21 protein-coding genes are annotated in these 26,778 nt (G+C 64.3%); 5 read left to right on the plus strand and 16 right to left on the minus strand.

The annotated features are described in order from the left end of the window. Positions 1-106: 106 nt before the first annotated feature. Positions 107-1,378: an MFS transporter gene (locus tag KF708_21135; GenBank protein MBX3415203.1), complete on the plus strand. Its 1,272-nt coding sequence runs from the start codon at positions 107-109 to the stop codon at positions 1,376-1,378. On the opposite strand, the gene KF708_21140 is transcribed toward KF708_21135, so the two are convergent. The 3 genes from KF708_21140 to KF708_21150 form a co-directional block, all read right to left on the minus strand. Further along, positions 1,375-1,794, minus strand: a complete 420-nt coding sequence (locus KF708_21140) for a hypothetical protein (GenBank protein MBX3415204.1) — start codon at positions 1,792-1,794, stop codon at positions 1,375-1,377. The genes KF708_21135 and KF708_21140 overlap by 4 nt on opposite strands. A 106-nt stretch (positions 1,795-1,900) precedes the next feature. Further along, positions 1,901-2,305, minus strand: a complete 405-nt coding sequence (locus KF708_21145; protein MBX3415205.1) for a hypothetical protein — start codon at positions 2,303-2,305, stop codon at positions 1,901-1,903. Then, a complete protein-coding gene (locus KF708_21150; protein MBX3415206.1) occupies positions 2,292-3,092 on the minus strand; it encodes a hypothetical protein in 801 nt (266 codons plus the stop codon). The genes KF708_21145 and KF708_21150 overlap by 14 nt, the downstream gene beginning before the upstream one ends. Before the next feature lie 211 nt (positions 3,093-3,303). Here KF708_21150 and glk point away from each other — a divergent pair, with 211 nt between their 5' ends. Then, positions 3,304-4,296: a glucokinase gene (gene glk / locus KF708_21155; protein ID MBX3415207.1), complete on the plus strand. Its 993-nt coding sequence runs from the start codon at positions 3,304-3,306 to the stop codon at positions 4,294-4,296. Positions 4,297-4,681: 385 nt separating this feature from the next. Here glk and tsaB read toward each other — a convergent pair whose 3' ends face one another. Further along, positions 4,682-5,368, minus strand: coding sequence for a tRNA (adenosine(37)-N6)-threonylcarbamoyltransferase complex dimerization subunit type 1 TsaB (tsaB, locus tag KF708_21160; GenBank protein MBX3415208.1), 687 nt, complete (start codon positions 5,366-5,368; stop codon positions 4,682-4,684). 80 nt (positions 5,369-5,448) lie between these two features. Beyond that, the gene (locus KF708_21165; protein ID MBX3415209.1) at positions 5,449-6,627 is read right to left on the minus strand and encodes a beta-lactamase family protein; all 1,179 of its coding nucleotides are present in this window, start codon (positions 6,625-6,627) and stop codon (positions 5,449-5,451) included. 177 nt (positions 6,628-6,804) lie between these two features. Here KF708_21165 and KF708_21170 point away from each other — a divergent pair, with 177 nt between their 5' ends. Further along, the gene (locus tag KF708_21170; GenBank protein ID MBX3415210.1) at positions 6,805-8,025 is read left to right on the plus strand and encodes a ribonuclease D; all 1,221 of its coding nucleotides are present in this window, start codon (positions 6,805-6,807) and stop codon (positions 8,023-8,025) included. A 26-nt stretch (positions 8,026-8,051) separates the two neighbouring features. Here KF708_21170 and KF708_21175 read toward each other — a convergent pair whose 3' ends face one another. The 4 genes from KF708_21175 to KF708_21190 form a co-directional block, all read right to left on the minus strand. Then, positions 8,052-9,062 carry a hypothetical protein gene (locus KF708_21175; GenBank protein ID MBX3415211.1) on the minus strand — a complete coding sequence of 337 codons (1,011 nt, stop codon included), beginning with the start codon at positions 9,060-9,062 and terminating at the stop codon, positions 8,052-8,054. Between the two features lie 286 nt (positions 9,063-9,348). Continuing rightward, positions 9,349-12,639 carry a DUF11 domain-containing protein gene (locus KF708_21180; GenBank protein ID MBX3415212.1) on the minus strand — a complete coding sequence of 1,097 codons (3,291 nt, stop codon included), beginning with the start codon at positions 12,637-12,639 and terminating at the stop codon, positions 9,349-9,351. Between the two features lie 312 nt (positions 12,640-12,951). Further along, positions 12,952-14,262: a sigma-54-dependent Fis family transcriptional regulator gene (locus tag KF708_21185; GenBank protein ID MBX3415213.1), complete on the minus strand. Its 1,311-nt coding sequence runs from the start codon at positions 14,260-14,262 to the stop codon at positions 12,952-12,954. A gap of 49 nt (positions 14,263-14,311) precedes the next feature. Beyond that, positions 14,312-15,907 (minus strand): HAMP domain-containing histidine kinase, encoded by a 1,596-nt coding sequence (locus KF708_21190; GenBank protein ID MBX3415214.1) that lies wholly within the window; start codon positions 15,905-15,907, stop codon positions 14,312-14,314. A 328-nt stretch (positions 15,908-16,235) separates the two neighbouring features. On the opposite strand from KF708_21190, the gene KF708_21195 reads away from it, so the two are divergent. After that, positions 16,236-17,627: a hypothetical protein gene (locus KF708_21195; protein ID MBX3415215.1), complete on the plus strand. Its 1,392-nt coding sequence runs from the start codon at positions 16,236-16,238 to the stop codon at positions 17,625-17,627. 147 nt (positions 17,628-17,774) lie between these two features. On the opposite strand, the gene KF708_21200 is transcribed toward KF708_21195, so the two are convergent. Further along, positions 17,775-19,073, minus strand: coding sequence for a serine/threonine-protein phosphatase (locus KF708_21200; GenBank protein MBX3415216.1), 1,299 nt, complete (start codon positions 19,071-19,073; stop codon positions 17,775-17,777). Between the two features lie 292 nt (positions 19,074-19,365). On the opposite strand from KF708_21200, the gene KF708_21205 reads away from it, so the two are divergent. Then, complete coding sequence (locus KF708_21205; protein MBX3415217.1) at positions 19,366-20,154, plus strand: PEGA domain-containing protein; 789 nt, start codon at positions 19,366-19,368, stop codon at positions 20,152-20,154. Positions 20,155-20,173: 19 nt separating this feature from the next. On the opposite strand, the gene KF708_21210 is transcribed toward KF708_21205, so the two are convergent. The 6 genes from KF708_21210 to KF708_21235 all read right to left on the minus strand — a co-directional run bounded on the left by KF708_21210 (position 20,174) and on the right by KF708_21235 (position 26,730). After that, the gene (locus tag KF708_21210; GenBank protein MBX3415218.1) at positions 20,174-21,253 is read right to left on the minus strand and encodes an MCE family protein; all 1,080 of its coding nucleotides are present in this window, start codon (positions 21,251-21,253) and stop codon (positions 20,174-20,176) included. Between the two features lie 73 nt (positions 21,254-21,326). Next, entirely contained in the window at positions 21,327-22,148 is an 822-nt protein-coding gene (locus tag KF708_21215) for an ABC transporter ATP-binding protein (GenBank protein ID MBX3415219.1), read from the minus strand. 66 nt (positions 22,149-22,214) lie between these two features. Next, positions 22,215-23,033 carry an ABC transporter permease gene (locus KF708_21220; GenBank protein MBX3415220.1) on the minus strand — a complete coding sequence of 273 codons (819 nt, stop codon included), beginning with the start codon at positions 23,031-23,033 and terminating at the stop codon, positions 22,215-22,217. Between the two features lie 298 nt (positions 23,034-23,331). Next, a complete protein-coding gene (locus KF708_21225) occupies positions 23,332-23,628 on the minus strand; it encodes a hypothetical protein (protein ID MBX3415221.1) in 297 nt (98 codons plus the stop codon). Further along, positions 23,615-23,959 (minus strand): hypothetical protein, encoded by a 345-nt coding sequence (locus tag KF708_21230; GenBank protein ID MBX3415222.1) that lies wholly within the window; start codon positions 23,957-23,959, stop codon positions 23,615-23,617. The genes KF708_21225 and KF708_21230 overlap by 14 nt, the downstream gene beginning before the upstream one ends. Positions 23,960-24,177: 218 nt before the next feature. Beyond that, complete coding sequence (locus tag KF708_21235; GenBank protein MBX3415223.1) at positions 24,178-26,730, minus strand: ATP-dependent Clp protease ATP-binding subunit; 2,553 nt, start codon at positions 26,728-26,730, stop codon at positions 24,178-24,180. Positions 26,731-26,778 lie beyond the last annotated feature (48 nt).

The raw sequence follows: 26,778 nt of genomic DNA on the forward strand, positions 1-26,778 counted from the left end.
CGCGAATATTCGTTTGGTTGCAAACGATCTGTCGCGCCGCCACACTGCGGCGTCGATGGCCGCGCTACGCACGAACACGTTCTACGTTTGATGGACAGGTCGCTTCATGCTTGTTGCCCTCTCGCGCCCGCGCGTGCTGATCGTCGCCCTGCTGATGGCGTTCACCTTCTCGGGGCACTTCAATCGCGTGAGCATGTCGGTGGCGGGCACCGAGCGGCTGATGGACGAGTATCGGCTGAGTGAGACCCAGATGGGATCGGTCTACTCGGCCTATCTCGTGCTCTACACGCTGGCGATGATTCCCGGCGGATGGCTGATCGACCGTATCGGCGCCAAGCGGGCGTTGGGGGGCATGGCGGTCGCCTCGGCCCTGTTGATCGTGCTGACGGGCAGCATCGGCTGGTTGTCGCTCGGGGCGATGGTTCTGCCGGTGTTGTGGGTCGTGCGCGGCACGATGGGGCTGGTGAGCGCGCCGCTGCATCCCGGTTGCGCGCGGGCCGTGTCGCTGTGGATGCCACCGGAAAGCCGCGCGACGGCCAACGGTCTCGTCACGGCGGCGGCGCTCGTCGGCATCGCGGCGACCTACTACGTCTTCGGATCGATGATGGACGTGCTCGACTGGCCGGCGGCCTTCGTCGTGTGTGGCGTTTTGACGGGCGTGCTGGGTGTGGTGTGGCTGATGGTGGCCTCCGATGGTCCGTCCGCGCGCGAGGAAGCGCCATCGGTTGATACGTTGTCGGCCGCGGCACAGACGATCGCCGTGCCGCCGCTCGAGCCCTCGCCCGCCTGGTACGCGCTATTGCGCAACCGCAGCCTGCTCTTGCTCACCGGCAGTTACGCGGCGCTGGGATACTTTCAATATCTGTTCTTCTATTGGATGCAGTACTACTTCAAAGAGGTGCTGCACTACGACTCGCAAGAGAGCCGTCTCTACGCCACGATTCCGAACCTGGCGATGGCCGCGGCGATGTTCGTTGGAGGCGGACTGTCGGATCGGCTCTTGCCGCGCTTCGGGGTGCGCGTGTCGCGCGCCGCGGTGCCTGGCATGGGGCTGCTGGCGAGCGCCCTCCTGCTACTGTTGGGCACCGCGGCCGAGAGCTCGTTCTGGATCGTCACGTTCTTCGCCCTGGCGATGGGGGCAGCCGGACTGGGCGAAGGGGTTTTTTGGACCACGGCCATCGAACTCGGCGGCCGACGCGGCGGGACTTCGGCCGCCATCTTCAACACGGGAGGCAACGTCGGCGGATTGCTGGCGCCGGTGGTGACGCCGTGGTTCGCCTCGTACTTCGGTTGGCAGTGGGGACTGGCGCTGGCGAGTGCGATTTGTCTGATCGGCGCCACGCTGTGGATTTGGATCGATCCGCGGGAGCGCGGTTAGTTCTGCTCGGCGGCTCGGCGCTGGTTTTCGAGCATCTCTTCCATCGCAGCGGTGGCGCGGGCTTCGCCATCTTCCTGCCCCTGCTGCATGTACGCCTGCATTTCGCGGGCATTGGTGAGGGCCTTTTCGGCCGCGGCACAGACCTCGTCGAAGCGGGCCTTCACATGCGGGCGAATCGCCCACTGAGTGAGCTGCTTGTATTCGAGAATCCTGGTGTTCAGGATCGACTGCTCGGTGTCGTAGTTCAAACTGCCCGACTGCGCCTGACCATAATAGCTGTGCGAGCTGCTATCGATCGAATCGAGAATCCGCTCCGCGGCAGCCGTGTTCTTGTTGTAGATGGAGTTCAAGCCCACGTAGAGCACGACGAGCAACACGACCAATCCGGCACCGGCGATGAGCAGCTTCTTGAGCATGGCGATTTTCTCCTTGGTTGCAGATAGGATGCGTTTTGCCGGACAAAAGTTCCACCGACTGCCCGACTCGTTTCGACAATAATCCCGTCGCTCGACTCACCTCGTGCTACGACTCGGCACGCTTCCGCTTGGGCTTCCTGTTTTGCCGCGGCTCTTCGAGCTGTGCCACTCGCCCGCGCAGGTCCATGAGGAAGGCTCGCACGCGCAGCTTGATGTCGCGCTCTTTGGCCCAGGCGAGGATTTCTCGACGGAGTTGGTTGGCATATTTGCGATGACAGGCGAATTCTGCTTTCTCCTGCCCCTCGTCGAAGTCGCCGGCCTCTTGCAGGAAATCGCGATAGGCGCCGCAGTCGCGATGCTCGAGGATGTAGACGTCGTGGATGTGGTGCAGCTTGTAGGCTTTGTCGAGATGATCGAAGAAGGTGCATTTCCAGTGCTCATACTCGGGCAGGTTCGCGCCAAGCGCCCCCAGCGCCGCCCCCGCCATGATGACGTGGTCATAGCGGTTCACGAGCCCGTCGTGGTCCATGAAGGCCACGATCTCGTCGAGTAGCCGCAGGTCCATGCAGGTGAGCAGCAGCACCGGCCCACGCGCGGGGGGGTAAGAAGAATCGTGGGGCGGATGACGATGTCCTGGTGGCATGTTGAGTGGCCCCTGTTTCGTGGATCGTGCTAGAAGAGGGCATGTTATTGCTCGTGTACTCGAGATCGGCCTCGGCCCGTTCGAGGTAGGAGAGAAAGACAATCCAGAGGCCATCGGCCAGCGGCACCTCGCTCAGATAGCGATCGGCCTCTTGCCGGCTCATTTTCATGAGGTGCAGGTGCGTGTTGCCCGCTATATACCAACTCTTGAGCGCATCATGAAAGCTGGTTAGCGGAATTTCGAGCGTGGCTTCCGTCTTACCGGTCAGATCAAGGTGCTGGTGCGCCGCGCGTTCCGTCTCCAGCCCCGAGAACGCGTCGACCGAGATCTCCTTCGCCGGCACCGTGAGCACGGTTGGTCCCGCAAGCACCCACCAGTTGTGAATCGGCCCGATCTGTTCGATGCCCTGGCCGCGGTTCAACAGGTTCGGTAGCTCGACGAGTTTGTCGTCGTGATCGAGGACCTGCACGACGCCGGGCAGCGGCTCCCCCGATTTCGCGTCGATGAGCGAAAGCTTGAGCTGGCACGTCGGGCCGTCAGCCGTGCGCCGCGCGATGGTGTGCGTCGTAGAGGTCGGCTTGGGAGGCGGGTCGTGGGCATACAGCAACGTCGAAGAGTGCCACGCGCAGAACACCGCGGTTACCAATGTTCGCATTGCCTAAGGTCGTCGCATGGCACCAACTCGTCGTGTAACTTCGAGGCGATCTGCGGCCAGTTTACGCTCACTTGAGCGTCACTGCTATTTCGCCGCCACTCCAGGATCCCGATTCAACAGCAAGTGCGGTGCCCCAAATCCACTGAGCCGGGTAAGATATCGAGCGAAGAAGGGCTCATCTTGCAGCAAGGCAGCTTTCGGAGCGCACTCGATGATTCTGGCCGGTGATATCGGTGGCACGAAGACCAACCTGGGCTACTTTCGTGCCGAGGGAAAAAAACTCACTTCCGTCGTCGAGCAGAAGTATCCCAGCCGCGATCACGCCGGACTGGCCGAAATCGTGCTCGACTTCCTCAAGAACCACTGCCCCGGCGAAGAGGTGATAGTGGGCTGCTTCGGCATCGCCGGGCCCGTGCGCAACGGCCGTTGCGAGGCGACGAACCTCCCCTGGATCATCGATGCCAAGGAACTGGCGGCCAAGGCCAAACTGCCCACGGCGATCCTGATTAACGATCTCGAGGCGAACGCCTACGGCATCGCCTGTCTCGACGAGACGCAGCTTGCCACGCTCCATGCGGGCGCGCCCAACGCAAGCGGCAATGCGGCCATCATCGCGGCGGGCACGGGTTTGGGCGAGGCGGGGCTCTATTGGGATACGCACACGCATCGCCCCTTCGCTTGTGAAGGGGGCCACGGCGACTTCGCCCCGCTCAACGAATTGCAAGCCGAGCTATGGCACTACCTGCGCGGGCGCTGGGAACACGTCGCTTACGAACGTGTCCTCTCGGGGCCGGGCCTGGTAAACTTGTACGAGTTCCTCCGCGACACGAAGCGCGGCGAAGAACCCGCCTGGCTGGCGGAAGAATTGAAGGCCGGTGATCCGGCCGCCGCCATTTCAATCGCGGCGATGGCGGGCAAGTCGCCGCTGGCCGAGGCGGCACTCGATCTCTTCGTGCAAATCTACGGCGCCGAGGCGGGCAATCTCGCCCTCAAGATCATGTCGACCGGCGGGCTGTACATCGGAGGGGGGATCGCGCCGAAGATCCTCGACAAGCTCCGGTCGGGCTCGTTCGTCGAGAGCTTTCTGGCCAAGGGACGCATGCGCGATCTGCTCGCCGCGATGCCCGTGCAGGTGATCCTCGAGCCGAAGACGGCGCTTCTCGGTGCGGCACGCTGCGGGGCACTAGCGGCGCAGTTAATCTAGGCAGCGCGGTCGCTCGCGGAATCGCGCTGAAGCGTGAATTTTAAAGTTGTGCTGATCGAACAGCACCAAGAAACACGCCGCGGATAAGTAGTCGGGTAGCACCGATCACCTTGCGGAAAAAGCTCTCCCTTGGAAGCGAACCCGAGTCGCCAGATGGTCGGTGTCGCGCAGCGACCAGAGGAACTGCACGACGTGTGCGCCGCGAACGAGGGAGAGAAATGGACGGGCCCTCATCCTCTTGTCGCTGCGCGACACGGACGATTTTCCGACTCCGATTCATCCCGTTCCGCAGGCCACTCTGGAAAATCATCCGTGCCACCCGATCCATGCGCAACTTCAAAACTCACGTTTCGGGTTAAGTTCTGTCAGCCTCGTGGCGCCCGACCTACGCGCGGTGTTGCATTGCTTGCTTTTCTTCGGCGGCGCTCAGACGCAGATAGAGCGGCACGAGTTGGATGGGATCGTCGCGCTGGCCGGCGAGATACTTCTGCCACGCCACACGCGCCACGGCTGCGGCCGTCGGTGCGCGGTGGGCCGAATCGATCGGTGCCACGCCGGGCGGTAGTGGTGAGCCGAGCTTGTCGAGCAGCGGTCCGGTGACGGTGTCGCCGGGCTGCAGCGCCGCCAGCCATGCGGCCATGTCGACGATGTGCGACGGCACGACGGTCGTCGATGCCGCCGCGATACCCCGCGAGAACTGAGCCGCGAAGGCCTGGCTCCGTCCTGCGTCGAGAATGACGTGCAGTCGCCGATACTCGCCCGGTGCCTGCGAGGCGATGACTTCGAGCGTATCGACGGCCACGAGTTCGGCCCCCACCGCGTAGGCGAACGTCTTGGCCGTCGTCACGCCAATGCGCAGACCGGTGAAGGAGCCCGGCCCCGCCGTGACGGCGACCAATTGCACGTCGCGAGGCTGCCAGCCTTGCGCCGTCAACAGGTCGCGGAGCGCCGGGGCCAGCGACTGGGCACTGCGCTGTTTGCTCGTCAATTCCTGTGCGGCCAGAATGTGCTCGCCGTCGAAGGCGGCCACGCTGCCACGCAGTCCACTCGTTTCCAGGGCAATGCCACGCACGCGTTCTTGTCCCCCTCGTTGTCGATGCCCTGTGTTCCGGCCTGCCAGACCCCTGGTGGCGACGCGATGTCGTTCGACCGTCAGTCGTTGCGAGCGACGAACTCGAAATCACCTAGGACCAGCTTCGCCAACTGCTGGGCGAGTCTGGCTGGCACAGGCGTCGGGCGCACGTTGATCAGCACGACCACAGCCAGTTTTTCGTCGGGACAACGCAGAAACTGCGTGGTGGCGCCGGTGGCCCCTCCGGAGTGCCCCACCCAGCGGCGGCCTTGATCGTCGCGACGAATCTGCCAGCCCAGTCCATACATGCTCTCGCTGCCGTCGGCGAGTTTGGTCGGCGCGTACATCGCTTCCATCGTCTCGGGCTCGAGCAGCTTGCCCTCGCGCAGCGCGATATCGAAACGAGCCAGGTCTTCGGCCGAGGAAATCAAACCGCCCCCTGCCCATTTGATGCTCAGGTCGACGTAGGGCACGTTGCGCAAGGTATCGCCGGTAGCTCGTTCGTAATGGCGTGCGCGATGCGGGACGATCTCTTCCGCCCGTTCGCAGAATGTGGCCGTCATGCCGGCCGGCTCAAAAATGTGCTCCTGCAGGTAAGCATCGTAGGGCTGGCCCGCCGCCGACTCGACCACGCCAGCCAACAGGTTGTAGCCGTAGCTCGAGTAGCTGTACTTTTCGCCCGGCTTGAAGAGCAGCGGGTCGTCTTGGAAGATCTTGATGGCGTCGGCCAGCGTCTCGAAGCGATCGCGGGAATCGAACTCCCCCTCTTTGTAGTGACGCACGCCAGCCGTGTGCGTGAGCAGGTGCCGCACGGTCACGGTCCCCTGTTCTTTTTCAGGAAACGAGGGGACGTATTTCTGAATGGGATCGTCCAGCGAGACCTTGCCTTGCTCGACCAGTTGCATGACGGCCACCGCGGCCACCGGTTTCGAGATCGAGCCGATGCGATAGACCGACGTCGCGCGAGCGGGCACCTCGTTCTCGACATCGGCAAACCCCGCGCCACCGGACGTGGCGATCGTGTCTCCCCGTACAATCGCCACCGAGACACCGGGCAGCTTGTTGCGGCTCTGGGCACGCTCGACGGCGTGGGCCACCCCCTCGGCATCGACGGCAGGTTTTTCGAGGGTTGCCGGGGCGCTCGGTTCCGCGGCGCCAACGGCGGCCGGCGACGCGCCGTTGGCGACGAGCAAGACCAGGGCCAGCCAGAGGTGGTTCGCCACAGATGCCGATCGGTAGAGTCGTCGAAGCACGAGCATCGGAGCTCCTGGCACGAGATAAGGGTGAGCGCACGAGGAGGCTCGATAATAGCGCCACCCGCCGCGCTCGGCAAGGCGGCACGTGCCATGAGCACGAGATGCTCGTCGAGGGTAGGCAAGCAGACCATGCCCTGGCCATAATGGAGCCCCTCGCCCCTTCGAAGGGATGTCAAACGCTTGAAGTACGACCTGATTACCACCGACGAGCAACTGGTCGACTTCTGCGACGACATTGCCGGCGCCCCACGCATTGCGTTCGACACCGAGTTCGTCTCCGAACGGACGTATCGCCCGCAATTGTGCCTGGTGCAGGTGGCGGTCGGCGAGCGGCTGGCGGTCATCGATACGATCGAGGTGCGGAACCTCGTCCCCTTCTGGAAGTTGCTCGCCACGGGCGAGCACGAGACGATCGTCCACGCCGGTCGCGAAGAGGTCTGCTTCTGTCTCGAGGCTGTCGGCAAGCCACCGGCCGGGCTGTTCGACGTCCAGATTGCGGCGGGGCTCATCGGCCACGAGTACCCGGCCGGCTATGGCAACCTGCTGTCGAAGCTGCTCGGCATCAAGGCGGCGAAGAAGGAAACTCGCACCGACTGGAGCAAACGCCCCCTGTCCGACCGGCAGATGGAATACGCGCTCGACGACGTGCGCGACCTCGAGCGGTTGCGCGACAAGCTGCACGGGCGTCTCTCGCGGCACGAGCGTCTCTCGTGGCTCGATGCCGAGATGACCGCCTGGATCGAGCAGTTGATCGCCTCGCGCGAAGAGGAGCGTTGGCGCCGCGTATCAGGCATCGCCGGATTGGGCTCGCGGGAACTGGCCATCGTGCGCGAACTGTGGCGCTGGCGCGAGGGGGAGGCCCGGCGTCGAGATTGGCCACCGCGCCGTCTGCTGCGCGACGATCTCATTGTCGAAATGGCCAAGCGACATAGCGACGATCCGAAGCAGATCGGGGCCGTGCGCGGCATGGAACGTGGCGACCTGCAACGTCAGATCGGCGCTCTCTCGGCGGCAATTCGCAAGGCGCTCGAAATGCCGGACGAAGATCATCCGCCGATGGTCCGCGGAGAATCGGCCGTGGCGCTCTCGATGGTAACACAGTTTCTCGCTTCGGCCGTCTCGAGTATCTGCCGTGCGGCACACGTGGCACCCAGTATCGTGGGGACGGCCAGCGACGTGCGCGATCTGATCGCCTACCGCCTGGGAGGAAACTCGCGCGGTCGCGAACAGGAACTGCCGATGCTGATGCGAGGCTGGCGGGCCGAGGTCGTGGGCAACGTGCTCGACGATCTGCTGACCGGCCGTCTTTCGATCCGCATCGCGGAACCGACCTCCGATCATCCGCTACAGTTCTTGCCGGTGGACGGCGAAGTCTCCAAGAAGCGCCGCCACCGCACGTAGCGCGGCGCCCGCCAACGAGTGCCGCGCTAGCGCAGGATCGGTTGGCCGGGCGGAGGCAAGGCGCGATTCGGAAATTGCACGGGATTGCCGGGCGTGGGAGGCGGCACCGAGGGCAAACGGGTCACTTGGGCGGGGCTGTTGGCGTTACTCATCGTGGCGCTGGCCGGTACCGTTGCTGCCGGCGCGGCTGCGACGGGCGCCGCGGGCGATGGCATGGCGGGGACCGCATTGGCCGGCGGGGGGGGCGCTGCCGCGGGCGCGGTGGCCGAGGCGGTCGTCGCGGCCCCTTCGCCCGGTGCATCGTTCGATGCCTGGTCGCGGTGGACCTCTTTTTCGGCCAGAATCGGCACGCTTTCGGGGAAGATCGCTTCGGCCGTGACCGGAATATTCTCGTGCGTCGGTCCTTGTTGATCGGGGCCGGTGACGAGCGGAATGTCGAGCTGACCGCCGGCGAACTTCGTGCCGTCGTAAATGGTTCCCTTCTGGAACGGGCCGGCGCCGAGCACCCACTTCGCGTTCGCGTCGCTGCGAGCGCTGGCCACGCCCGACTGCCACACCGGCATGCCGGTGACCCGGTTGTAGGCGAACACCGCGACCTTGGAGACCGCCTTCTGATTCGTGTCCTTGGCGAGTGCGATTTCGGGCAAGGCCGAAGGCGTGCCGACCGGCATGCCGGGGAAGGCCGTCATCGGCAAATTAACGGCCGGGACACCGAACAGTAGCGAGTGACGATCGGTGCCGTTGGCGCCGACGCGCGCCTCGACGATGTACATCGCTTCCTCTTTCTTATCCTTGAGCACCACGCCGCTTGCCATGAGGTGTTGCCGCAGCGAACTCACGAGATAGTTCTCGTCGGTAGTGCCCTTGAGGTAGGTAGGATCGAAGAAGACTTCTTTGCCGGCCAGGATCTCGAAGTCGATCTGGCTGATGGCGCGGTCCATCGCGTCGGTGATGAGCAACTGTTCGGTCGCCGTGCGCGCCGTGTCGCTCCAGTTCGTGGTGCCGCATCCGCAGGCGAGCGCCAACATCGCGAGCAACAACGCACCGATGCCGCTGCGCGCGCAGACGGGGGGCGCAGGTCCACGACAGGGCGCGGACCCGCTTGGGGGGCGGCAGCGGCAACGGTCACAATCCGGCATGCGATCGAGGTCTGTTCCAGGTTCGTGACGAGTGGCGCGCCGCTACGCGCGCCTGCGCCGATGGCCAGACCGGACCACCGGCTCGAAGGGGGCGGGATTATAGGTCATCCCCCAGCAGGGCGCAAGGCGGATTCGCCGCGCCGCTAGCGTCGCTCGCTAGCAAAGAACCTGGAAGCCGGGCAACTTACGGCTGCGACGGAACTTCTGTCGCCAACGGAGCGGCGGGCGTCGGCTCGTCGCTGCTGGCATGCTGCTGCTCGTCGGCCGTTGTTGGCTCGGAGGCCGAGACCGATTCGGACATCGTCGCTTCGCCGGACGACTCGGCGGCCTGTTCGACCGCGGCCGATTCGTCGGCCGGCGTGACGGCCGCGGCCTGGCCGTGGCGGCGGTCGTAGAAGTGCGTCGATTCTTCCGCGGCGAGGTTCGTTTCCAACTCGGGGCAATGCAACTCGACGCGGAAGCCACGATTTCCGCTCACGCTCGCTGCGGCAAAAATCGTCAGCACGAGCTCCTGTCCGGCGTCGAGCTTGGCAATCTTGTCGAACAGCACCTGCCCCTCGGCGAGTCGATGCTCGGCGCCGGTGGCTTTGACCGGTTCGACGCCGGAGGCAAAGAAGGCCGCCACGTCGATATCGTGTGCGGCGCTCGTGCCGCGATTCTTAATGCGGACTTCGTAACGCGCCTCGCTCCCCACGGGCACGGGCCCGCGCGGATCGCGAATCTCGAGGCTGAGATCGGCCAGCGCCTCGACCTTGGTCTCCACGCCGTGCGAGGCGGTGAGATCATCGGCCGCCGTGCAGACCACCTGCGGGCGGAGTGAACCCGGTTCCATCAGCTTGCAGGTCAGTTCGAACTCGCGCTCTTCGCCCGCCGCCAGGCTGGCTAGTCCCCAGACGACGCGACCGCTGGCCAGCTCGACGCGCGAGGTCTCGGTGCTCTCGACGTGCTGGGCACCGGCCGGCAACAACGTGCGCACTTCGACGTTGCGTGCCGGGGCATTGCCCGTGTTCGTCAGACGCACGCGATAGGTTCCCTCGGTGCCGGCATATTGGAAGGCGGGGCCTTCCATGGCGACTTCGAGCGCGGCGCGGCGGACGAGCACTTCGGCAGCGACGCTCGTGTGCAGGCCACCCTGTCCGTCGGCCTCGGCCTTGATCCAGAAGGTACCCGAGCGCAGCGCCGACAGTTCGAGATCGATGGTCTTGGTCTCGCCGGCGGCCACGGTGCCGATCATCTGCTCGGTTGCTTCCTCGTCGGCGTTGGCGGGCAGCAAACGCACGACGACCTGTTCGGCGTCGCCATTGCCCGGGTTGCCCACCTGCAGGGTGAAGCGTTCCAACTCGCCGTAGTTCACTTCATCGGGACCATCGAGACGCATCTCGAGCTTCGGCTCTTGTACGACGACGCGCGTCTGCGACTTGACCGGGGCCAGGCTCCAACGCACGTCGAGTTCCAGCGGTTCGCTACGACGCGCGGTGATTTCGAGAGTCAACTGTTGCCGACCGGCCGATTCGACGCGCCCCACGCGCCATTCGACTCCGCGCGTGGCGTCTTGCGCGGCGCGGGCGGTGCCGGTCGAGGCATTGGCGCCGACCACGTCGGCCCACTCGGGCAACAAGACATGCACCGAGACCCCCTCCGCGGCCACCTTGCCCGCGTTCTCCACGACAACGCGGTAACGGGCGGGTATGCCGACCTTGATGTTGCGCGGGCCAATTGTTTCGACCGCCAGCACGGGGCTTTGCTTGGTCAAGAGAACGCTGTCACCCGTCGAGGCTTGCTCGCTCGGCGCCGCCGGCTCTTTTGTCTGACGGGCGGGGGTTGGCTCCAACAAAGGTGATTCTGCCTTGGCCACTTGAGGTACATTCGGGCGGGCCGGGGTCGGCTCATTTCGGACAGGGGCCGCATTTGCCGCTTCGATCGCGACCGCAGGTGTCGGTTCCCGCATCGACTCGATCGCGGCAAAATCGGTTTCTGCTGCTTCGAACTCGGTTTCCTCGGGCAGAGCGGGCGTCGGTTCCTGCACCGGCGGCGCGGCCGATGGCGGTTGTGTCACCTTGCGCGGAATGCCCACGAGCGGCTGCGATGCCTCGTCCGCGGGGAGCGCTTCGTTCAGCATGTTGGAAGTAGCAGCAGCGGGCATGGCCGGGCTAGTAACGACCTCGGCGGCGATCTCCTGCGCCTCGGGGGTGGGGGCCATGGGAGCTGCCGGATTCGAAGCTCGAGCCGACATCTTGGTCGACGGATCGCGCAGCGGGTGCTTGGGGGCCGAGAAGCTACGTGCCGCGGCAAGACGCTCGGCCAGCGTGCGACCTTCGGCGCCAAGATCGGTGGCCACCGCGTCGGGCACCATTTCTTCTTGCGGCTCGTCGATCGTCGGCGCTTCGGCCGGTATCGCCGCCAGATCGTTCGTGTCGGCCGTCGTTTCTATCTCAACGGTCAAATCGAATTGTGGCGGAGTGGCGACGGGAGACGCCCTGCGTGCGGCGACATGTGCGTCCTCGTTCGCTTCCGTGGGCATTTCGGCGGGCGCCTGCGAGCGTGCCAGGCGAGGAGTGCGCGGTTCCTCCATCGCGGGACGCGAAGCGGCGACCGAACCGGCTCGCGGCTGCTCGACGTGGCGGTTGCGTACGATCTTGGGGCCAGAGCCCTCTTCGCTACCGAATTGCGCGCGGCCGGCAATCGATTCCTGCGCGAGCGTCGGTTCACCCGTGACGCGGGCCGGAGTCGGTTCGTGTACGGCGCGCGGCTCCTCGTGATCCATCATCGGCGAGCGCGACGGCGCCTGCCCGCGCGCCAGGTGAGGCGCGTAACCGCGTCCCTGGTAGGCGCGCTTCTGCGTGACCTTGGGAGAAGAGCTGGCCATCGGTTCGGGCCGAGCGGGGGCTTGGGCGTAGCCGGGCTGCGGCTGTTGCTCATCGACGTAGCGCGACGGCGACGGAGACTCGTAGGTCCGGCGGCGCGTCGTGACTTGCGACGGCGATGTCTCGTGGGGTTGCTGCTCCTCGGCGGCAGCAAAGTTCGAGCGAGAATCGCGGCGTGGGATCGAGGCCGTCGAGGGCGGTTCTGACGCGAGCGTGGGCTCATTGCCCGGCCGGCGACGGCTGCTGCCCGCCGTGTCAAAGGTCGCGGGCGTTTTTGCCGTGGGCAGACTGCGGCTGGCAGCAGGCTGCGGTTGTCGTGGGACGAGTTGCCCCTTGGGCGTGCTGGGAGCCATGCGCTCGGCGTTCGACGCGACCCGCTCGGGCGCCCGTCGTGCCGGCGTCGGCATGCGGCGCTCGTTGCTGGGAGGCGCGAAGGGGTCCGCATCGAACGAACCATCTTCGATCGGGCCGAAGAGCTCTCGGCCGAGATTCCCCAACCGCTCGCCCAGCGTGGGTGCTTGCTTCTGTCGGCCCGATTGGCCCCAGACAGCGGTGAGCGGTATGGCGATCACGAGGCTCGCGATCGTGGCGTACAAGGCATTGCGGAGCATGGCTTCGTCCTGATCGAAGTGCGTCGAATGACGTACCGTCGACCTCGGTTATCGGCCACACGACTACGCAGGATTAGTAGACTTTGCCTGTGGGTTTGATTTGATGGAATAAATAATTTGCGATAGATAAAAAGAGATTGCCGCTCATTCGCCTTGGAGTTGTTGCAATCGCCACCGTGATTGAGTTCACAACGGCCTCGTCGCGCGCAGCAGCGCGAGGAAGCGACCGATTCGGGTTGGAGATTGCGCGCTAGTCTGCTGCCACCGCGGAGCACCCCTGCCGCGCCGCCCGGAATGGTTCGTGAGCGGGCCCTAGTTGGTCGATTCGAGGGAACCGACCTGGTGCAGCTTGTTGTAGAGCGTCTTGAGGCTGATGCCGAGCTCTTCGGCCGCCTTGGGCTTGTTGCCGCCGTGACGCTCGAGCGACTGTTGAATGGCCAACAGCTCGATCTCGCGCATGGTCATGCCACCATTGAGCTTGAAGTGGGGTCCTTGCAACTTGCGTTGGGCGAAGCGGCTGGGGAGCTCATCGGCCGAGATCGGCCCGTTGTCGTTGAGAATGGCCGCGTGCTCGACGACATTGGCCAGTTCGCGTACGTTGCCCGGCCAGACGTGTGCCTGCAACGCCTTGATGGCATCGGGGGTGAAAGCTTCGTCTCCCGGACGCAGCGATCGCCGGCAGCGCGCCAGCAGGTGGCGCGCCAGCAGCGGAATATCATCGAGGCGTTCGCGGAGCGGGGGCAGGTGGATCTCGAACGTGTTGATGCGGAACATCAGGTCTTCGCGGAAATCGCCGGCCGCGACCATCTCTTCGAGATGCCGGTGCGTGGCGCAGACGACGCGGACATCAACGACGAACGATTCGTTCTCGCCCACGCGGCGAATCTCGCCGCTCTCCAAGAAGCGAAGGAGCTTGGCCTGCATGGCCTTGGGCAGTTCGCCGATCTCGTCGAGAAAGAGCGTGCCGCCGGCGGAGACCTCGAACAGGCCGACGCGATGCTCGTCGGCGCCGGTGAAGGCCCCTTTGCGATGTCCGAACAATTCGCTCTCGATCAGGCTCTCGGGCAGGGCGCCGCAGTTGATGGCCACGAACGGTTTATCGCAGCGCATGCTCTGATCGTGGACGGCCCGCGCGACGAGCTCCTTGCCGGTGCCGGTTTCGCCCAGCACGAGCACGGTGGAATCGGTGGGCGCCACCTTGGCGACCAGGCGGCGCACCTGCTCGATACGTGGAGATTCGCCGATGAGTTGCGAGGCGCCTTCGAGGCGTTCCAACTGTCGCTTGACCGCGCGGTACTTGTTGGTCAGCTCGCGCTTGGATGCCACGCGGCTGAGCAGGGCATCGAGTTCGGCCAGCTTGCAGGGCTTGGTCAGATAGTCGAACGCGCCGTGGCGGAGCGCGGCGATCGCCGTTTCGACCGAGGACTTGCCGGTGAGCACGATGGCGTCGGTGTCGGGCGAAAGCTGCCTGGCGCGCGCGATGACCTCGATGCCGTTGAGGCCCGGCATGTCGAGATCCACCAGCAGGCAGTCGTAGGTATTGCGTTCGAGCGCGGCGGCGGCGGTCGTGCCATCGGGGCAGACGGTGACCTCGTAGCCCAGGCGCGGCAGCTCGAGGCTCATCAGTTCCTGCAGCGAGCGTTCGTCGTCGGCGAACAGCAGCTTGAGTCGCTTAAGCGGCTTGGTGGCGATGGGAGTACTCCTTGTGTTGCTCGACGAGCGGCAGCGTCACGCGGAACCGCGAACCTTGCCCTGGTCCCGCGCTCTCGGCCTCGATGTGTCCGTCGTGGTCGGCGATGATGCGATAGGTGATCGATAGTCCCAGGCCGGTCCCCTGACCCCCGCGGCGACGGGTGAAAAAAGGTTCGAACAGATGCCGGCGTACTTCGTCAGTCATGCCGCAACCGTTGTCGCTGACGATCAGCTCGGCGACGCCGTCGCCACGATGCAGCTCGACTGTGACTCGGCCGCCGGGATCGAGGCTATCGAGCCCGTTGGTGAGCAGATTCAGCACGACCTGTTTCATTTCCTGCGCATTGATGGCGGCGAAGACGGGATCGCCCGGCAGTAGCATGAGGTGCTTATCCTGGTAACGGCCGAGGTGCGAGATCATCTCGATCACGCCTTCGACCAGCTCGCGGAGATCGGTGTTCGTGTGCTGCACCTCTCCCAAGCGGGAGAAATCGAGCAGCTTCTCGGTGATCTCCTTGCAGCGGAACGCCTCGCTCTGGATCATGCGCAGATAGTTGCGCACGACGGCATGTTCGTCGTGCCCCTCCTGCAGCAGATCGCCCAAACGTCCCTCGAGCGATTCGGAGCACATGGCGATCGAGGCCAAGGGGTTGTTGATCTCGTGCGCCACGCCGGCCGCCAGAAAGCCGACGCTGGCCAGTTGCTCGCTGCGTACGACCTGTTTCGTGCGTTCCTGCACCTGGCGATCGAGATCGTCGCGAATGTCCTGAAAACGGGCCGTCATGGCATTCATCGCCTCGGCCAGCTCCGACATCTCGTCCTGCGTATCGAGGTGAATGCGGTAGTTGAATTGTCCGGCGGCCACTTTGCGCGAACCCATTACCAGGATGCGCAGGGGCCGGAAGAGCCACACGTAGCACAACCGCACGAACACGGCAAAAAGGACCGCGGCCAGCAGGCTCGCGCACCAGGTGAGTACGATCAAGGTGCGGTACTGCGTACGCACCCCTTCGCGGAGATCGCGGAGATCCTGGAAGAGATAAACGGGCAGCGCCCCGGCCAGCCCTTGCAGCTTGCCGATTTCGTGCTCGAGTTGGTCGATACGAGTAGTGTTCGTCACCCAGACCGGATTCTCGCTGAGCACGGCGATCTTGTTCAGCGTGCTTTCGAGCTGCTGGATCGTCTCGTGTTCGCGCTCGCTCACGCTGAGCTGCGACTCTTCATCGAGAGTGACCTCCAACTGGGAACGATACTTGAATACGGTTTGCCGTACGTCCTCCAGTCGCTTGTTGAAGTCCTGGCGTACGACGTCGGCCGAGATCAAGTGGCGGTTCCAGGAGTCCTCCATGAACTCGCTGTAAGGGCGCGCATCGTGCAGACAGGCGCCCAGACTGCTCACGTTGCGGATCAAGTCCATGGCCGGGGGAAGCTCGTTGGCGCGCGAGCTGAGCGTGCGCACGATGTCGCGAAACGTGTAGAAGCCGAACAGCCCGCTGCCGGCCAAGGTCGTGACGATGACGACCAGCAGCGCCAGTCCGAGCAGGAGCTTCGTGCGAATGGGCCAGTGATTGAGCAACGGCGACCTCCTGTCGCGCGCACAAAAGAGACGTGCGCCGAACGTTCCTCGCGCGGCACCGCGGTCAAGGTCGTTCGACGGGGGGCGGAGTGTACCATTGCCGCGCGACGCGGAGCAAGACAGGTGTCGGCGTGGTCGCCCGAACGGCGTTGCGCCGTAAATGGCGATGGAGCGAGCGTTTGCAAGCAAGTGGTTCGCGGCGCACCAGCCGACGCTGCGGTTGACCCATGCGCGGCACGCGCGCTATAGTCCCACCCCCCGAACCTGACGAGCTTCGCGCGACTGCCGCGTCGCTGCGATCACCCCACCTTCTGCGAGGCTTTCCACCTTGAGTCGTAAGAAGTCGACTGCCGCCAAGCTTCTCTCTGCCAGCACTGCTAGCACGCTCAACGTGGGCCGGCGTCGCACCACGTGGCGCATCGCATTGCGCGTCACGGCGGTGCTCGTGGTCGTGCTGATGATCGCCGGCTATTACGGGGCATGGCGGATGCATGCGAAGCGTTTGCTCGAGATCGAGCCCGGCGTGCTCTACCGGGTGGGGCAGCCGACCGAGTGGGGATTTCACTACCTGGTGGTCAAGCGTGGAGTGAAGACCGTCGTCAGCTTCCAGACGTGCGACGTGCAACTGCGGCACGGACCGATCGATCCGGGCAAACCGTCGGGCGCGGACGAACGCGAGTACGTGCAGGAGCTAGGAGCCGAGCATCTGCAATGGCCCTGGGGCGAAGAGGCCTATTGGCCCTGGCCCACTCCGTGGGTCTTCGAGGAATTCTTCCACCTGATGGACTCGCCCGAGCGGCAGCCAGTCGCTATTCATTGTGCCGGCGGCCGCCATCGCACGGGTTCGATGGCGGCCCTCTATCGCCTGGAGTACGACCGCTGGCCGATCGATCGCGTGCTGCGCGAGATGTATTCCTACGACTTCGGCCCACCCGTCCCGTTGCACGAACACAATCTGCGAACCTACACGCCACGTCCCCGTCCGAGCGATGCTCAAGGGGTCGAATTGATCGATGCCTTCGGTCAGCAACTGCCCCAGGGGCGTCTTGCCACGTATGAAGAGCTCGTCCGTGCCCTGCGCGAGGCGCGCCGTGGAGAGAATGAGAAACTCGAGCAGACACTCGAGCAGTACATGGCCGAGGGACGTGCATTCTCGCTGCCTCTGGCAGCCCGGCTGATCGATTCGCCGGCCGACTCGCTGGTCGATCCCGCGACCAGTAGAGCGGCTGCCATGCTCGGCCGTTCCGACGGCACAGCCGCTGACTGGTCGACGGCCGCCGCTTTGATTGCCGACTTCGGCAATTCCGAGCAACAGCTCACGCTCTTGAAGCTGTTGAGCGACGAACAACAGGGAACGAACCCTTCGGATCGCTACCGCGCCCTCGTGGCCGGGGTGACGAATCGCTACACGGCGAATCGCATTCCATATCTCGATCGTCTGCTCGACGACAAGCGACAGCGTGTCGAGCCCGAGGCGGCCGGTTACCGCTATTGCGATACGGCAGCGGCGCGTCTGGCGGTGATCGTCAACGCAGATTTCCTCTCGCACGCCACGTCGCTGGTCGATCCCTTCGGCTGGCAGTACGCCGTGCAGGAAGCCCGGCAGTGGATTGCCGATCACGCGGGGGAGGCACAACTCGGGCATCTCGTGCCGCCGGGTGGTCGCAACGAGGTACGCCACGTCGAAGCCAACGACGGCACCTTCGAACTGCGACGATAGCGCGAGACGTGGCGCGGGCAACGCGCTCGCCGAACGCGGCTTGTGACGCGACTGCGGCAGTTCGAGAGAAGGGGCCGCGGCCATCGAACGTGGTCACGGCACGCCGCAAGGGGCGCGACCGTCACCGCGCCGCCGCCGGCTCGGTCGCTATTGGGCGTTCGTCTCGCCAGGATGACGAGACGATTGTGCGCGTAATTCGCCCATGATGAAACTGACCGCCAGGCAATATTCTCGCACGGCCCGCTGGGCATCGCCGGCTGCGGCGGCGTTCTTGGCGATCTCGCAGCGCGACTCGAACGTGGCGCGATCGAGCTTCCAGTTTTCCTCGGTCGCGGCCTGGCGCAGTTGTTCGGCGAGCGTGGCCAGTTCCGAAACGAAGGTCGCGTCGGCCACGCAATGTCTGGTCGTGTAGGGGGCTGCTCCCTGCCGGGGCATCGGGGGGGGCGGTTCGCTCGCCCGGTGCTCGCCAGACCGCAAGCTGAGCGCCACGGCCGCGACGATCGCTGCCATGGCGCCCGACATGATGGCCGGGACCACTTGTGCGGCAGCGCCGAGCCCCAATGCCGCCAGGGCGAGCAAGCCCGCGGTGGCCCAGAGCCAGGTGGCCAAACTCCCGCGGCCTGACGAGCTTTTCGCCGAGGCATGGCGCGGAGCACCGCCGCCACCGTGGCCATGCTCGCCAGAGATCTTCGCCACGATCACCGTGATGTTGTCAGGTCCGCCGCGCAGATTGGCAAGATCGACGAGCGCCCGCACGGCCTCGGAGGGCGACAGACAGCTTAGGATGACGCCGAGTTCCTCGTCGCGCACCTGGCCGGTGAGTCCGTCGCTGCAGAGTAGATAGATGTCCCCCACTTCGATCGGCAAGGGGCCTTCGACGTCGACCTTCACCTCGGGACTCGGACCGAGCGAACGGGTGATGATGTTGCGCGGAATGTAGCTCGGCACCTCGCGTTCGCTGAGCTTGCCGCCGGCCATCATCTCCCACACGAGACTGTGATCGAACGACAGTTGATCGAGCACGTCGCCGCGCAGGCGATAGACCCGGCTGTCACCGACGTGCGCGACGATGGCTCCCTCGGGCGTCAGCAGCAGCGACGTATTCGTCGTGCCCATGCCGTGGAAGTCGACGTTGGCCTCGCCCCGGCTGTGAATCTTTTGATTGGCGTCCTCGACGGCGCGTCGCAGGGCCTCGGCGAGGGGCAGGTCGCGCAGCTTGTCGTAGGTCAGCGGAACGTTGTCGGCTGCTAGCTTGCTGGCAAGCTCGCCGGCAGCATGCGCTCCCATGCCATCGGCCACCAGCAAGAGGTGCCCCCGTTCGTGCCATTTCTGCTCGTTGGGGGCCGTGACGACGGCGTACGAGTCCTGGTTGTTCGTGCGACGCATGCCGATATCGCTCAGCACCGCCACTTCGACCGAATTATCCCAGGTAACCGCCTTCTGCATCGATCTGGCTCGGCACTTTTGCCCGCACGATCGGGCGAAGAAAAAGGTAAGGGGAGTAAGCCGCAAAAACTCGCGAACGTAGCAATTCTAGCTGGGGGGGAGGCGCCGGGATAGTCGATGAATTGCCGCCGCCGGGCCTGTTTCGACCTAGGCCCGGCACGGCTCAAGTCGCTATACTCGCCCCCCTTGTCGAAGCCAGGCGACCCCCCCCTCGGTCCGCGCGTCGCCGGCACATGGGCCGTTCGTGCCCATCGGAAGAACGCACCTGCATTTCTCGGCGAGCCCTCGCGTCATGCCGCATCGTTGCGCCGCGAACAAGTCGTGCCTGTCGGCCGCGCGCCGTGGTCTGCTGTTGTGGTGCGCGCTCGTCCTGTGCGGAAGCACCAGTGGCTGCGTTCAGCGGCGACTGACGGTGCGTACGAACCCGCCCGGGGCCGAAGTCTATATCGACAATTATCCGATCGGCACCTCGCCGGTCTCGACGAGCTTCCTGTACTACGGCACGCGCAAGTTCCGCATCGTCAAGGACGGCTACGAGACCCTGACGGTCGAACAGAAGATATCGCCCCCCTGGTATCAGTATTTCCCGCTGGATTTCGTGAGCGAGAATGTCTGGCCAGCAGAAATTCGGGACGAGCAGACGGTCGATTTCCAACTCACTCCGCAGCGGATCGTCCCCACCGAGTTGATTCTCGAGCGGGCAGAAAACCTGCGTGCGGCGAGCCACCCGGCCGTCATTGCCCCGCCGGGAACGGGCGAGATCTTCGCTCCGCCGCCGGCCGAAGCCGTGCCGACGGGACCGATCTTCGTACCCGGCACGCAGATCCCGATGGCACCAGGAAACCCCCAAGTGCTGCCCCCCCCCACGACAGGTCTACCGCCGGGGACTCCGCTGGGTCCTTATCCGTCGGTGCCCCCTCCGCCCCCCTTCAGCGGCACGCCTCGTGCTCCGGCACTCCAGACAGCGCCGGGGCTGCCCCCCGGTTACGTGCCGGCGCCGACGAGCGCCTTGCCGCCAGCCTTTCAGATGCCGCCTGCGACACAGCCGATGGTGGCGCCCCCGCCCGTGCTCGCTCCGTAGTAGCTGCCACGGTGGCGAGCTACTTCAAGCCCGAGTTGGGGTGAATCGCGCCGCGCACGCCAAGCGTTTCGGGATGCCGCGCGATCTTGTCGGTGAAGACGCGCAGATCGGACACCACGGGGCGCATCTCGCGCGTGAGGCAGTCGATATTCTCGGCCGCCTGGTTGATGTGGATGTAGAGATCGGGGCTGTTCAGCAGCCGACCCAGCGACCCATTCGGATTGTTGAGGGCCTTGGCCAGCTCGGCGAACTCGGCGAGCAGCACGTCCATCCGCTCGAACCCGTTGTCGACCTTGGCGATCAGCTCGTCGCCGCGCTCTCCCAGCGGTCGCGTGAAGCCTTCGAGATTCTGCAGATTGCGGTCCGCCGAGGCGATCGTCACCTTAAATCCGTCGACGGCCTGGTGCATGTCGTTGAGTAGCGTGGGCAGATCGTCGATCGCCTGCTTGAGCCGTTCCTTGCGCTGCGGATCGTCGACCAGCTCGTTCATACCGCCCACCAAGTGGTTGATCGTGTCGAGCGAGACCTCGGCCTTCGAGACGATGCGCGTGAATTGATCGCCATTGGCCTCGAGCAGCGCGTTGACCTGTGCGGCGAGACGCCCCACCTGATCGCTCGTGTCGGCGATCGAACGAATCGCTCCCGAGAGATCGCCTTCGAGATTCGAGATCACCGACAGGGGATCGGAAGCGGTCACTCCCGCCAGCAGCGTGCCGGGCTGGAGCGGCTTCTTCGACAGGCTGGGATCCTTGCTCTGCACGAATTGCAGCTCGGCGTCCCCCAGCAGCGAGGTGCTCAGCTTACAGACCTGGTTTTCGAAGAGCGTGATATCCTGGTTGATGCCGGCCGTGATGATGACCCCTTCGGTCCCCTCCTGATCGGCAAAGCGAATATTCTCGACGCGGCCGATGAGGATGCCGCTGGCGCGGATGGGCGTATCTTCGCCCACGCCCGTTGCGTCGGGAAAATGAATATAGATCGGATAGCGCCCTTTAAAATACGCGGGCAGCTCGCCAAAGAGCAGTACCAGAATCGCCGCGATGATGAGGGTGGTGAGCACCATCACCCCCACGCGGAATTGGTAGACCCGTTCGTCCATGCTGCGCCTTCACTCTCTCGCCGAGGTTCCGTCCGGCGACCTGATGTCCATCGAAGTGCGTTTGCGGGGCTGACTAATCCCATTCCGACATGTCGGCGAGTTGCGCCTCGCGCATCTCCATGATGCGTTCCCCCGCCTCGCCGTTGATGAATTGCGTCACGCGCGAATCGTGCGATCGATCGATATCCCGCGGGCTGCCGTCGAAGATGATTTGCGGTTCATCCTCTTCCAGGCGCGCGAGGGGATAAAGCATGACGATGCGATCGGCCACCTTGCGGGCCGAGTGCATGTCGTGCGTGACGATGATGCTCGTCACGGGGTTGTTCTCGCGCACGCGGATCATCAGTTCGTTGATGACGTCGCTCATGATCGGATCGAGTCCGGTCGTCGGCTCGTCGTACAGCATGATCTCGGGCGAGAGTGCGAGTGCCCGTGCCAGGCCCACACGCTTGCGCATGCCGCCCGACAACTCGGCTGGCTTCTTCGAGACGACGCTCGAGGGGAGGCCGACCTCGGCCAGCCGCGCCAGGACGATTTCGTGCAGCTCGTCGGCCGATTTCTTCGTGTGTTGGCGAAGCGGAAAGCCGATGTTCTGCTCGATGGTCATGCTGTCGAACAGGGCGGCCCCCTGGAACACGAAGCCGAAGCGGATCCGCTGCCGGGTGAGCTCTCGCTCGCTGAGTCGCGACAGGTCGCGGCCGTCGATCAGCACCTGTCCCCGCGTGGGGCGCACGAGCCCGATCAGCGTCTTCATGAGCACGGTTTTGCCGCAACCGCTTTCGCCGATCACGGCCAGCGTCTGCCCCTGAGGAATGGCCAGATCGACCTGGCGCAGCACCAATTGCCGGCCGAACTGGACCGACAGGTTCCGCGTTTCGAGAAAGGCTTCCTTCATGGTCGTAACTGCTGTGATCGGAGTGGCTGCCGCCGGCGACGCACGCCGGTCCCTACGTGGCTCAGGCTACAAGATATTTCCCGCGTTCGGCCAGAGTGTGTAGTAGATCGCGTCGAGGATGATGCCCAGGAACAGATCGATGGCGAGAATCGTGACGAACGAGTAGACGAACGCTCCGGTGGCGGCGCGGCCGACGCCTTCGGCCCCCGGATCGCAATAGAAGCCGCGATGGCAACTGATGATCGCGATGGCCGCCCCGAAGAAGAGACTTTTGAACACGCCGCTGAACAGGTCGAACGCGCCGACGAACTGCTGCGAGTTCTCCCAATAGAAGTGCGAATCGATCTTGAGGATCACGATCGAGTAGAACGCACCGCCGACCACCCCCATGAAGTCGGCCATGATCGTGAGCGTGGGAATCAACACCAGGCAACCCAGAAATCGCGGCACGACCAGGTAATGCACGGGATTGGCCCCCATGCTGGCCAGCGCGTCGATCTGCTCGGTGACGCGCATCGTCCCCAGTTCGGCGGCCATGGCACTGCCAACACGGCCGGCGAGCATCGTGGCGGCCAACACCGGCCCCAGTTCGCGGACCAACGACATATTGATGACTGCCCCCAGACGCGTCTCGAGGTGCAGGATGCGAAATTGCGAGTAGCTTTGCACGGCGAGTACCATGCCGATGAACGTGCCCGTCAGGGCCACCACCGGCAGGCTGAGCACGCCGATGCTGTAGAAGCTGGGGAGCAGCGTCTCGCGCCGCGGCAGCCGCGTCAGCAGCCAGGAGAAAGTGCGCAGCGCAAAGAGCGAGACATTGCCCAGCGCCCGCACGAGATCGATGGCGAGCGCTCCCAAGTCGGCGATCCAATCGAAGATCGCCATCAGGGGTTGCCAGCCACTGCGTGGCGCGGCGCCGTCCGAGTGTGTGTTGGCCACGATGTTCCTCCCGCCGAACCGAGTTCGGGCGGTGCCTGGGGATCCGGTCTCCGCCGAGGACGCCTCGGAGGCGCGCGAGCACGCGGCTCCCGACTGTCGGACCGTGTCCCCATAGTTCGGCGTTCTTACGCCAGCGGATGACGAAAGTTTGCTGATTGTGCAAACTTTGCGGAGAAGCGGCTTGGGATTGCTAGCAAAGTAGCCACCGCCACAACACTGCTAGCGGCGCAGGAGACTGGCGGCACTAATCGCCCAGGCGGGCTACAGGCTCGGCCGCTACGAGGCGCTGAACTTCTTGGATGACATCGACAACTCGGCGAAAAACCGCTTGCGACTGGATCTTGTCGTAGCTGCCGTGTGAAAGCGTGACGATGTATCCCTCCGCTTCGTCCCAGGCGATGTCGACCACAGCGTCATTGGCAAAGCGCAGTCGCGCTACGTCGGAGTCGAGCACGTCGCGGTCTTCCGGCACGCACAGGTAGGAATAGTCCACCTGCATGTCACTTCGCTGCAACAATCCGGACCAGTCAACGAGTGCCATGACGATACTTCTTGATCTTGGCGTCTAATTCGCGGCGAGTCATGGGATAGCCGTGGACACAACCGGGCTGAGACAGCTTGACCAACGCGATGTTCGTGTCCTCTCCCAAGCTCGCACCGAGAATCAGTTCGTCTATTCTCACGAAATGAATACGAACGACGCTGTGCGAAAAAATTTGCTCGGCGTGCGAGGTATAGACGCGCCCACCAATCGTAAGAACGTGGTCTCCCTCGAAAGCCATTTCGATGGTTTCGATGTCATCGAAGGTTAATGAACTATGGTACTTGGCAATCTTGCGGCCCAGCCCCGTCTGACGCCGGACATCTGCCAAATCCAGGTGCCGTGCCGGAGGCGCATGCTTGTCCGGAGGAACCCACCTGGGTAACAGCCATCCCTCGCCAAGCATATTTGCCCCCAACGCACCAAATGCCCTTCGCCATCCGGCATGCTACTCCGTCTCGGGGAGCCATGCCAGCAGCGCAGGGCATTTGGTCATTGAGTGCAGAGATCTACTTTTGCCGCCACACGTCGTGGTGCGGGGGGGCGGCCCTACGAGGCCGACGACTCGCTCGGTCCCTTTTCTTCGCCCCCCGTGGCGGCTGCCACCGGAGCGCCTTCCTCCGTGGTGACACCGTCGAAGACGAGCTGCTTCTTGTCTCCCACTTCCTTCACGTCGACGCGGATCAGATCCTTGCCCTGGAACTCGCCCTTGAGCAGTTCTTCGGACAGCGGATCCTCGATGTAGTTTTCCAACGCGCGACGCAGCGGACGGGCACCGAAATCGGTGTTCGAGCCCTTCTTGATCAGGAACTGCTTCGCGCCGTCGGTCAGCTCGAGCCGCAGGCCGCGCTCGCTCAGTCGCTCGCGGACCTTCGACAGCTCGATATCGATGACGTCCTTCAGGTCTTCGACCGTCAGGTGGCGGAAGACGATCACGTCGTCCACGCGGTTCAGGAACTCGGGCCGGAAGACCTTCTCGATCCGCTCGTGGACGCGTTCCTTCATGCTGTCGTACGAGGCGTCATCGTCCGGACGCTGGAAGCCGAACGACGATTCGTTCTTGATCGCCTCGGCGCCGGCGTTCGTGGTCATGATCAGCACGGTGTTGCGGAAGTCGACATTGCGACCGAAGCTGTCGGTCAGGCGGCCTTCTTCCATCACCTGCAAGAGCATGTTGAACACGTCGGGGTGCGCCTTCTCGATCTCGTCGAGCAGCACGACGGCGTACGGCCGGCGGCGGATCTTCTCCGTCAACTGGCCCCCTTCCTCGAAGCCGACGTAGCCCGGCGGGGCGCCGATCAAGCGGCTGACGTTGTGCTTCTCCATGTACTCGGACATGTCGATCTGGATCAGCGCGTCCTCGTCGCCGAACATGAACTCGGCCAGGGCCTTGGCGAGCAAGGTCTTACCGACGCCCGTCGGCCCGGCGAAGATGAAGCAGCCGGTCGGCCGCTTCGGATCCTTGAGGCCACTGCGGCTGCGTCGCACCGCCTTGGCGATCGAGACGATCGCCTCGTGCTGGCTGACCACCCGCTTGTGCAGATCCTTCTCCATCTCCATCAGTCGCATCGAATCTTCGGTCGTCATCCGCGTGAGCGGGATGCCGGTCATCTTCGACACGACCTCGGCGATGACTTCCTCGTCGACCATGCCGTCGGTCTCGCGCGACTTCTCGCGCCAGTCGCGGGTCAGGTTCTGCTTCTTCTTCTTCAGCTTGTCCGCCTGGTCACGCAGCGCGGCGGCCTTTTCGAAATCCTGGTTGGCGACCGCCTCTTCCTTTTCCTTGTTCAGGCGCTCGACTTCCTCGTCGATCTCCTTGAGGTCGGGCGGACGGGTCATCGTGCGCAGACGCACGCGGGCGCCCGCCTCGTCGATCACGTCGATCGCCTTGTCGGGCAGGCAGCGTCCGGTGATATACCGGCTCGACAACTCGACCGCTGATTCCAAGGCGTCGTCAGTGATCTGCACGCGGTGGTGCGTCTCGTACCGATCGCGAAGACCCTTCAAGATCTCCACCGTCTCGGGCTTGGTCGACGGCTCGACCATCACGATCTGGAAACGGCGATCCAAGGCGCTGTCCTTCTCGATGTACTTGCGGTACTCGTCGAGGGTCGTGGCGCCGATGCACTGGATTTCACCGCGAGCCAGGGCCGGCTTGAGCACGTTCGAAGCGTCGATCGCGCCTTCCGCGCCACCGGCGCCCACCAGGGTGTGCAACTCGTCGATGAACAGGATCGTGTTCTTCGCGCGGCGGACTTCGTTCATCACCGCCTTGATGCGCTCTTCGAACTGGCCGCGATACTTCGTACCGGCGACCATCATCGCCAGGTCGAGCACCACGATGCGCCGATCGGCCAGGAGTTCGGGCACATTGCCGTCGACGACGCGCTGGGCGAAGCCTTCGACGATGGCCGTCTTGCCGACGCCCGCCTCGCCCAACAGGACGGGGTTGTTCTTCGTGCGGCGGCAGAGAATCTGGATGGCGCGTTCGATTTCCTTCTCGCGGCCGATCACCGGATCGAGCTTGCTTTGACGAGCCAGCTCGGTGAGGTCGCGGCCGAAGCTGTCGAGCGCGGGGGTCTTCGACTTGCCGGACTTTTGCGTGTCGCCCGAGCCCGCCCCGGCGCCGGCCGGATTGCGTTCGCCCCCTTCGCTCCCTTCGATGCCGTGGCCGAGCAGGTTGAGCACCTCCTCGCGGACATCCTCGAGCTTGAGGCCCAGGTTCATCAGCACCTGGGCGGCCACGCCTTCCTGCTCGCGCAGCAGGCCGAGCAGGATGTGCTCGGTACCGACGTAGTTGTGGTTCAGATTGCGGGCTTCTTCCATCGAGTACTCGATGACCTTTTTGGCCCGCGGGGTTTGCGGCAGCTTGCCCATGGTGACCATGTCCGGTCCGCTCTGGACGAGCTTTTCGACTTCGAGGCGGATCTTGCGCAGATCGACATCGAGGTTCTTGAGCACGTTGGCGGCGACGCCGCTACCTTCCTTGATGAGACCTAGCAGCACGTGCTCGGTGCCAATGTATTCGTGGTTAAAGCGCTGCGCTTCCTGGTTCGCCAGTTGCATGACCTTGCGTGCGCGGTCGGTAAATCGCTCGTACATCTAGTGCTCTCCGTCACTCGCAGGGAAACCGCCGCCATCGAGGCGTTC

This window comes from Pirellulales bacterium, from assembly GCA_019636335.1.
Taxonomy (GTDB): domain Bacteria; phylum Planctomycetota; class Planctomycetia; order Pirellulales; family JAEUIK01; genus JAHBXR01.

Coding starts and splice junctions, on each gene's coding strand:
- KF708_21135 (MBX3415203.1), top strand. CDS start 107: ATGCTTGTTGCCCTCTCGCGCCCGCGCGTGCTGATCGTCGCCCTGCTG.
- KF708_21140 (MBX3415204.1), bottom strand. CDS start 1,794: ATGCTCAAGAAGCTGCTCATCGCCGGTGCCGGATTGGTCGTGTTGCTC.
- KF708_21150 (MBX3415206.1), bottom strand. CDS start 3,092: ATGCGAACATTGGTAACCGCGGTGTTCTGCGCGTGGCACTCTTCGACG.
- glk (MBX3415207.1), top strand. CDS start 3,304: ATGATTCTGGCCGGTGATATCGGTGGCACGAAGACCAACCTGGGCTAC.
- KF708_21165 (MBX3415209.1), bottom strand. CDS start 6,627: ATGCTCGTGCTTCGACGACTCTACCGATCGGCATCTGTGGCGAACCAC.
- KF708_21180 (MBX3415212.1), bottom strand. CDS start 12,639: ATGCTCCGCAATGCCTTGTACGCCACGATCGCGAGCCTCGTGATCGCC.
- KF708_21185 (MBX3415213.1), bottom strand. CDS start 14,262: ATGAGCCTCGAGCTGCCGCGCCTGGGCTACGAGGTCACCGTCTGCCCC.
- KF708_21200 (MBX3415216.1), bottom strand. CDS start 19,073: ATGCAGAAGGCGGTTACCTGGGATAATTCGGTCGAAGTGGCGGTGCTG.
- KF708_21205 (MBX3415217.1), top strand. CDS start 19,366: ATGCCGCATCGTTGCGCCGCGAACAAGTCGTGCCTGTCGGCCGCGCGC.
- KF708_21210 (MBX3415218.1), bottom strand. CDS start 21,253: ATGGACGAACGGGTCTACCAATTCCGCGTGGGGGTGATGGTGCTCACC.
- KF708_21215 (MBX3415219.1), bottom strand. CDS start 22,148: ATGAAGGAAGCCTTTCTCGAAACGCGGAACCTGTCGGTCCAGTTCGGC.
- KF708_21220 (MBX3415220.1), bottom strand. CDS start 23,033: ATGGCGATCTTCGATTGGATCGCCGACTTGGGAGCGCTCGCCATCGAT.
- KF708_21225 (MBX3415221.1), bottom strand. CDS start 23,628: ATGGCACTCGTTGACTGGTCCGGATTGTTGCAGCGAAGTGACATGCAG.
- KF708_21235 (MBX3415223.1), bottom strand. CDS start 26,730: ATGTACGAGCGATTTACCGACCGCGCACGCAAGGTCATGCAACTGGCG.